At 47.6% G+C, this 7,717-nt stretch carries 8 protein-coding genes; 4 read left to right on the top strand and 4 right to left on the bottom strand.

Annotated features, from left to right (window positions below; all coding sequences use genetic code 11):
• Window positions 1–108: 108 nt before the first annotated feature.
• The 4 genes from kdpC to QUB37_RS27585 form a co-directional block, all read right to left on the bottom strand.
• Complete coding sequence (gene kdpC / locus QUB37_RS27600) at window positions 109–738, bottom strand: K(+)-transporting ATPase subunit C (protein ID WP_333168254.1); 630 nt, start codon at window positions 736–738, stop codon at window positions 109–111.
• A 40-nt stretch (window positions 739–778) separates the two neighbouring features.
• Entirely contained in the window at window positions 779–979 is a 201-nt protein-coding gene (locus tag QUB37_RS27595) for a potassium-transporting ATPase subunit F (RefSeq protein WP_333168253.1), read from the bottom strand.
• A gap of 445 nt (window positions 980–1,424) precedes the next feature.
• Window positions 1,425–3,299, bottom strand: coding sequence for a potassium-transporting ATPase subunit KdpB (gene kdpB, locus QUB37_RS27590; RefSeq protein WP_445300066.1), 1,875 nt, complete (start codon window positions 3,297–3,299; stop codon window positions 1,425–1,427).
• A gap of 154 nt (window positions 3,300–3,453) precedes the next feature.
• On the bottom strand, window positions 3,454–3,915 hold the full coding sequence (locus QUB37_RS27585; RefSeq protein ID WP_333168258.1) for a potassium-transporting ATPase subunit KdpA: 462 nt from the start codon (window positions 3,913–3,915) through the stop codon (window positions 3,454–3,456).
• A 170-nt stretch (window positions 3,916–4,085) separates the two neighbouring features.
• On the opposite strand from QUB37_RS27585, the gene QUB37_RS27580 reads away from it, so the two are divergent.
• The 4 genes from QUB37_RS27580 to QUB37_RS27570 form a co-directional block, all read left to right on the top strand.
• Window positions 4,086–5,117, top strand: a complete 1,032-nt coding sequence (locus QUB37_RS27580; RefSeq protein WP_333168251.1) for a HAMP domain-containing sensor histidine kinase — start codon at window positions 4,086–4,088, stop codon at window positions 5,115–5,117.
• Window positions 5,084–5,692: a response regulator gene (locus QUB37_RS27575; protein WP_445300065.1), complete on the top strand. Its 609-nt coding sequence runs from the start codon at window positions 5,084–5,086 to the stop codon at window positions 5,690–5,692. The genes QUB37_RS27580 and QUB37_RS27575 overlap by 34 nt, the downstream gene beginning before the upstream one ends.
• On the top strand, window positions 5,656–5,775 hold the full coding sequence (locus QUB37_RS29950) for a hypothetical protein (RefSeq protein WP_445300064.1): 120 nt from the start codon (window positions 5,656–5,658) through the stop codon (window positions 5,773–5,775). The genes QUB37_RS27575 and QUB37_RS29950 overlap by 37 nt, the downstream gene beginning before the upstream one ends.
• Before the next feature lie 214 nt (window positions 5,776–5,989).
• The coding region (locus tag QUB37_RS27570; RefSeq protein WP_333168250.1) for a DUF4347 domain-containing protein at window positions 5,990–7,717 on the top strand (1,728 nt) is incomplete at its 3' end.

Here is a 7,717-nt window from a genome sequence, read left to right as displayed (position 1 = left end):
TGACTAATGACTAATGACTAATGACTAATGACTAATGACTAATGACTAATGACTAATGACTAATGACTAATGACTGATGACTAATGACTAATGACTAATGACTGTCAACTATTGTAAACGGTCGAGAGCCAGATTCAGTTTGAGGACGTTAACTCGCGGTTTGCCGAAAATGCCGATAAATCTGCCATGCGTATTTTTGGCTACCAACATTTCTACTTGATTTAAATTGAGCGATCGCACCGTTGCTATCCGCTGAATTTGCGCCCTAGCTGCCTCTAGGCTAATGTGCGGATCGAGGCTATAACCAGAGGTGTAGACTAAATCGGCAGTCCGTTTGATACCAGCTTTGTTGAGGCGGTCTAATTCAACTTGCACCCCCTGAAAACCATCTTTCTCATTACCTCGCTTCAGCAAATCCGAGTTACTGGGAGCAATCTTGCTAGCTCCCGAAACACCTGTTCTTTGACTTAAATTTTCTCCCTTTGTTGTATCGTAATTTTCGGTCGCAAAACTGCTGTAATTTGTCGTGCTGGGACGACCCAAAAAATATTTATCCGAGCTGAAAGGTTGACCAACTAACGACGAACCGACTAGAACTCCTTGCTTGGTAATTAAGCTGCCGTTTGCCTGTGAGTTGAAGGCAATTTGACCGATTACTAGCAAGATTAAAGGGTAAATAATGGCTGTAATTCCCCACAAAACCAAGGTAAGGCGAATGGCTCTAATTATTTCTCTCATAAATTAGTCGCTTGGTTATTTGCTAAGGTTTAATTATTAACTAAAATCTTTTCGGCTGAAAGATGACTACACACAGGTAAATAGAAAGGGCGATAACCACCAAACCCAGGAGACTTAAACCCCAGACAGCTTTTCGGGTCAAATCTTCACCCGCAGCCGCGTAAACAGCGGGGGCAATTATCGCATTAAAACACATTACCAGAAATAGCTGCACCGGGATTGGGTGGCGCTGCCAAAGCATTTGCGCTAACTCTATCGTTTCTTGAAAATATCTTGGTAAAACATCATTCAGGAAATTATTAGGTTCTATGAATTCTCCTTATTTGGGGAATAAACATCTGTCTTTCTATTGGAGGTTTTTTTTGGGAAAATCGAGGCAGAGCCTCTGGTTCTGCGTTCCTCGGCAGAGCCGGGGAACGAGAATAATCCGTTACATCCGAAGAAAGCGAATCCGTTGCCGAACTTCTCTTATGCTAGCCCAACGGAGGCTATCAAAATATCAATAATTTTGATAGCAATAAACGGCGCAACGGCTCCTCCCAATCCGTAGATTAAGATGTTCCGCTGCAACAGTTTATTGGCGTTCAAAGGTCTAAATTTGACACAAATTAATGCTAGTAGAATCAAAGCAGAAATAATCAAAATATTGTAAATTAATGCCGATAAAACTGCCGATTGACCGCTGGCTAAACCATGACGTTTAAAGCGCCAACAGGGGCAAATATTGCCGGAATAATTGCAAAATATTTGGCAATGTCGTTCGCTAGCGAAAACGTAGTCAGCGCGCCGCGAGTAATCAGCAATTGTTTGCCAATTGTCACTAAGTCAATTAGTTTGGTGGGGTCAGAATCTAAGTCCACCATGTTCGCTTTTTCCTTAGCTGTTTGGGTTCCAGAATTCATCGTGAGTCCTACGTTTGCTTGCGCTAGTGCGGGTGCATCGTTGGTTCCGTCTACTGTCATTGCTACTAATTTGTCCTCGGTTTGTTGTTTGCAAATTACGTCGATTTTGTCATCAGGAGTTGCTTCGGCAATGAAGTCGTCAACCCCTGCTTCATCGGCAATTACTGATGCTGTAATTCGGTTATCTCCGGTGAGCATTATTGTGCGGATGCCCATTTTTCGCAGTTGGTCAAACCGATCGCGAATTCCCGGTTTGATGACATCTTTTAAATAGATAATGCCGTAGGTGTCGCTGCCTTGACAAACAGCTAAAGGCGTGACTCCAAGCCGCGAAACTCGTTCGTAAGCTGCATCGAGATCCGGCCCCCCATTGCCGCCGCGCGATCGCACAAAACCCTTCACCGCATCCACCGCACCCTTGCGAACCTCCGTCCCATCGGGCAAATCCGTGCCAGACATCCGCGTTTTTGCGGAAAAATCAAGCCCAGTGGCGTTGGTGCGATCGAAATCCACCTGTGCGCCCAAATTCTGAGCCAAACGGACGATCGACTTTCCCTCTGGAGTATCGTCAAACAGGCTAGCAGCAAGGGCTACACTCGCAACCTCCTCCAGCGAGTGACCGTTTACCGGAATGAACTCCTCGGCTAAACGGTTCCCCAGCGTGATCGTCCCCGTTTTGTCCAAAATCAGCGTATTCACGTCGCCGCAAGCCTCCACGGCGCGTCCAGAGGTCGCTATCACGTTAAACTGAGCGACGCGATCCATCCCCGCAATGCCGATCGCGCTCAGCAAACCTCCAATGGTAGTTGGAATCAGCGCCACCAGCAGCGAAATCAGCGTCACCACGCCCACAGGGGTTTTCACGTAATTTCCCACGGGCCCAATCGTCGATACCACTATCAAAAACACCAAAGTCAGCACCGCCAGCAGCACCGTTAGCGCGATCTCGTTGGGCGTTTTCGAGCGTTCTGCCCCCTCCACCAGCGCGATCATCCTGTCCAAAAACCCTTTACCCGGGTCGGCCATTACCCGCAGCGTCAATTCGTCAGAGAGGATGCGCGTACCGCCGGTGAGGGAACTGGCGATGTCGGAACCCGGTTCCTTGAGCACCGGTGCGGATTCGCCAGTGATCGCAGATTCATCCACCGAGGCGACACCTGCGATCACTTCGCCGTCGGCAGGAATGACATCCCCTGCGATCACTTTAATTTGGTCGCCGCGTCTGAGGGATGTCGAACTAACTTCTTGAATTGAACCGTCTGGTAAGAGTTTGCGGGCTGTCGTGTCTGCTTTGGTCGATCGCAGCGCATCTGCTTGCGCTTTTCCGCGCCCTTCTGCTACCGCTTCCGCAAAATTAGCAAATACTAAAGTGAAGAACAAAATAAACGTGACTAAACCGTTAAAAACTACCGGATTTTTGCCGAAAACCGGGCCGAACAGCGTCGGGTCGATAGTTAATAATGCAGTCACAATTGTACCAACCCACACCACAAACATCACCGGATTTTTACGCATCACCCGCGGGTTTAGCTTGACAAAAGCTTCTTTAAAAGCTCTTTGATAAAGGCCTTTAGTATTTGCTTTTGGCGTATGCTTGCGAGACTGGCGAGAGCCTCTTGCAGGTTTTTTTGGGGAATCTGGAGTATGGGAAAAGGTCATGTCGATTGGGGATTTTTAATGAACCACAGAGAACACAGAGAACACAGAGAAAGAGAAGTGTGAGGTTGAGGATTTTCGCTACAGAGGTGGAGGAGTTGGTGTTGCTAAAGGTGTTACAGTTATTGATGCTGCTTCAAACTTGCCGCAGCTAATTTCATATCCTTCGGCAATTGGCCCTAAAGCCAACCAAAACTGGGAAAAATGTCAGCGCGCCTAGTATTATGATTACTCCTGCCGTTACGCTGGTGAACAAAACTGAATCGGTTCTGAGAGTGCCCGTTGTTTCGGGAACCAGTTGTTTGTTCGTCATGCTGTCAGCTAAAAGCAGCAGGGCAATAATTGGAACGTAGCGCCCCAACAGCAGACTAAAACAGGTGCTTAAATTCCACCAAAGTCCTGTCGGTGCGGGTTGAGAGTCGGCCAATCCTTCAAAACCAGAACCGTTGTTAGCCGCCGAAGCGTATTCGTACATTACCTGGGAAATGCCGTGAAATATCGGGTTGCTGATGCCGCTCAAACTGTCGGTAAAGGCGAGGGTAATTGCACCGGGGATTAAAACTGCGATCGGGTGAATTAATAAAACAACGCTGGCTAAAACAATTTCCCGTTTCTCTATTTTGCCTCGGTAGAAGGTAGAAGGAAAAAAAACTGTGAAAATATAAAAGACAAAAAAATGGATTGATTGAGGATGTTTAAAAGTTTATCGGCTATCCAAAAAAACCTGGGAATTCAAGAGAGACATTGGCGGGGAGGTGGTCGATCGCCATTTTATTTGCGATCATTGCAGTGCTGGAATTTACTACGCCCTCCGAGTATGTGTTTGGGTATTTGTACACGGGGCCGATTTCACTGGAAAATTCGCGATTGAGTCGGTTGGGTAAGTTGCAAATTACCCTGGTAGCGACAGCTTTGACGCTGTTAAATTTGTTTGTTCCTCCCGGAGAAACGATCGCCCTAGCCACTATCGCAAATAGATCGATCGCAGTCATGGCTTTAGGGGTGACGGGATATTTGAGCGATCGCAACCACGAGTACCAAGAAGCGATCGCGATCGCTAAAGCTGAGTTGCAGTCGCAGCAGCGGCTAGCAAGCATCCGAGAAGATTTTGTCTCTACTTTGAGTCAGGACTTAAAAACGCCGATGCTAGGGGCGATTGAAACAATTAAAGCTTTTCAGTCAGCAAAATTTGGAAATGTCTCCGCCAGTCAGCAAAAAGTTCTCGAAACAATGGCGCGATCGCACAAAATGTCACTACAATTAGTAGAAACGCTGCTGGATGTTTACCGCAACGATGCCGAAGGTTTAAAACGGCAACTTGCGCCCGTAAATTTAGTAGCTTCGGCAGAAGAAGTAATCGCAACTCTCACCCATTTATCAGCAGCGCGCCTGGTTTACATTAATATGAGTTACGGAGAGTCTAATTTCCGTCGCTCTTTGTGGGTAAATGGCGATGCGGTGCAACTTCAGCGCGTTTTTGCTAATTTGTTAACAAACGCAATTAACCATTCTCCTCGTGGCGGTAAAGTAGAAATTGTTATGGCATCTTATTCGAGTTATCAGGTGGTGAAAGTTATCGATAGTGGCTTGGGAATTACCGCCGATGAACTGCCCCACTTGTTCGAGCATTTTTATCAAGGAAACGGCAATCGGCAAGCCAAAGGATCGGGATTGGGGTTATACTTATCTCGCCAAATCATTGACGCTCACAGAGGTATAATTTGGGCAGGAAATAAATTTCCACAGGGCGCTTTGTTTGGATTTAGGCTCCCTGCTATCCCAGAGAAATGCAACCAGTTTATCCCTTGCAAATTCTCTTAGTTGAAGACGACGAACTTTTTTGGTTGGGGCTGCAAACGCGGTTGCAGCAAGAAACTTGCTTGCAAGTAATTGCTGAAGCGGAAGATGGCGAAACGGCGGTAGAATTGACTCAGGAACACTTGCCCGATGTGGTAGTTCTCGATGTCGGTTTGCCGGGAATTGGGGGTATTGAAGCGTGCCACCAAATTAAACAGCGACATCCAGCAATTCCCGTTTTAATCTTAACATCTCATTCGCAAAAATCGTTAATTGAAAGATTAATTGCAGCGGGAACTCAGGGATATTGCCTAAAAGGAATTGCGGCGGAAACTTTGGTGTTGGCAATTCGATCGGTAGCGGCGGGCGCTTCGTGGTGGGATCAGACCGCGACTGCGGAAATTAGGGCGGTTTTTGCTAATCCCGAACCTTTTAAAAATGGGTTGAGAGGGGAAGTTTTAGAGAATCCACTGACGAAGCGAGAACAGGAAATTTTAGCTTTAGTTGCGGGGGGAAAAGCAATCAGGAAATTGCACAAATATTGTACATTGCTCCGGGTACGGTGCAGGTTCATGTGCACGCGATTTTGCAAAAGTTAGAAGTGCCCGATCGCACTCAAGCAGCAGTGCTCGCTATTGAGAAAGGATTGGTAGTAGAAGAACTTTTGGCGATCGAACCTTGATAGGGCGGGTTTTGTACCGGAATTGTCGGTTTTTTAAAGGATTTATTGGCTAAACCCGCCCCTATCAAGATGCCTCTGTTGCAGGTTCACGGAAAATTAGTATTCGTCTTGATTGTTAATTTTACTCATGACATTTAAGGTTTGAATTTGCTAAGCTCTACACGCCTTAATTTTCCTACCGTCATCTAACCAAAGGTGTATTATGCCAAATTTTATGAGTTCAGTTTTTAGTTCGATCGCCTTTCTCGACTCTGCCCTTCCCGATCACCAAACTCTCCGCAACGGCATCGCAGCGGGGACAGAAGTTATTACCCTCGATGCGGCGCGGGATGGAGTAGTACAAATTACTGAGGCACTAGCGAATCGCAGCAATATCAAAAGCATTCATATCATCTCCCACGGTCGCCCCGCGAGTTTGCAGCTAGGCGCGATCGATCTAAACTTGACAAATTTAAAAACTTATGCTAAACAATTGCAGCGTTGGTGGCGATCGCTGGCAGACAGTGGAGAGATTTTGCTGTACGGGTGCGATGTAGCGGCGGGGGAGAAGGGCGCTAACTTTGTGCAGCAACTGAGTCAGCTAACTAAGGCAAAAATTGCTGCTTCTACATCGCCGATCGGCAGTTCCGCTATGGGCGGAGATTGGCAATTAGATTATACAACAGGAGCGGTGTCCTCTGGGTTGGCGATCGAGCCAGCCACAATGGCCGCTTATGAATTTGTGTTCAACCTAACCCTCTACGACGGCAGCAGTAACTTTCCAGCCGGATCGCCCGCCGGTATCGGGGCATCGGGCACTACTCAATTAGCTTACGGACAAGTACCTCTTCCCATACCTGCTTTTCTCCCATACGGTGGTGGTATCCAAGCTACAGGTGCGTTCTCGCCAAACACGGGCATTAATACTGCTAGCGTGACGGCGGCCAATAACACTACAGGCTATGCAGGCTACACCAACTACAAATACACTCCTCCAAGTCCGCCAGCGACGCCAGGAACATTTACTCCAGTCAACGCAACTTTCCCGGCCCTCAACCTTACTAACGGTTACAGCGTTTCTTTTCGAGTTGCAGTTACGGCGGAAAACAGTGGTATTAACGATCGGGCAGGTTTCAGCATCATCGCCATTAGCAGCGACGCTCAAAATGGCATTGAACTGGGTTTCACCAACAGCAACCTCGGTGCCAACGGAGGCATTTTTGCTCAAAACGGCGGTACAGCAACATCAGTTCCTCCGCTGTTTACTCGCGGAGTAAATGCACCTGTTAATATCAGCACTCCTACCGACTACAAACTGGTAGTCCAAGGCACCACTTACACGCTGTTTGCCGGCCCTACAGCAATACCAAACCTGACAAATCAGCCGCTGCAGAACTACACGGCATTTAATCCAGCAACCAGCCAGCCGGCTTTACCCTTCAATCCCTACAGCCAGCCAAACTTCCTATTTTTCGGGGACGCCACGGATCAAGCAAGTGCGAGTTTTACTCTCGGCCCCATCTCGGTTAATAATTTCCCGGTGGCCGTCGATGACGGCAGCTACAGCGTCGTGCACGACAAAGTTCGCAGCGTCTCTGTGGCGGAGGGAGTCTTAAGCAACGACACCGACGCCAACAGCGGCGACGCGCGTAGTGCCGTGGTAGTTACAGCCCCAAGCAATGGTACAGTCACGTTAAATCTCACTGGTGACTTCACTTATACTCCGAAAGCTGGCTTTGTAGGCACTGATACCTTCACCTATAACGTTAGCGACGGCACAGATTCATCTGTCCAACCAGCAACAGTTACCATTAACGTTACAAATAATAATCTCCCGATCGTACAACCCGAAAATTACCCTACCTTACACGATCGAGTCTTGAACGTGCCTGCCGCCAAGGGAGTTTTAGCCAACGATAGCGACGTTGATGGCGATGTGTTGACGGCAACTAAAGTCACAAAT

Origin of the sequence: Microcoleus sp. AT3-A2, assembly GCF_036705685.1 — a bacterium.
In the GTDB taxonomy this organism is placed as follows: domain Bacteria; phylum Cyanobacteriota; class Cyanobacteriia; order Cyanobacteriales; family Microcoleaceae; genus Microcoleus.
This window is presented reverse-complemented; position numbering and strand designations above follow the sequence as displayed.

Bases quoted from the DNA above. Each gene is read 5' to 3' on its own strand.
- kdpC (WP_333168254.1), bottom strand. From the start codon at position 738: ATGAGAGAAATAATTAGAGCCATTCGCCTTACCTTGGTTTTGTGGGGA.
- QUB37_RS27595 (WP_333168253.1), bottom strand. From the start codon at position 979: ATGCTTTGGCAGCGCCACCCAATCCCGGTGCAGCTATTTCTGGTAATG.
- kdpB (WP_445300066.1), bottom strand. From the start codon at position 3,299: ATGACCTTTTCCCATACTCCAGATTCCCCAAAAAAACCTGCAAGAGGC.
- QUB37_RS27575 (WP_445300065.1), top strand. From the start codon at position 5,084: ATGCAACCAGTTTATCCCTTGCAAATTCTCTTAGTTGAAGACGACGAA.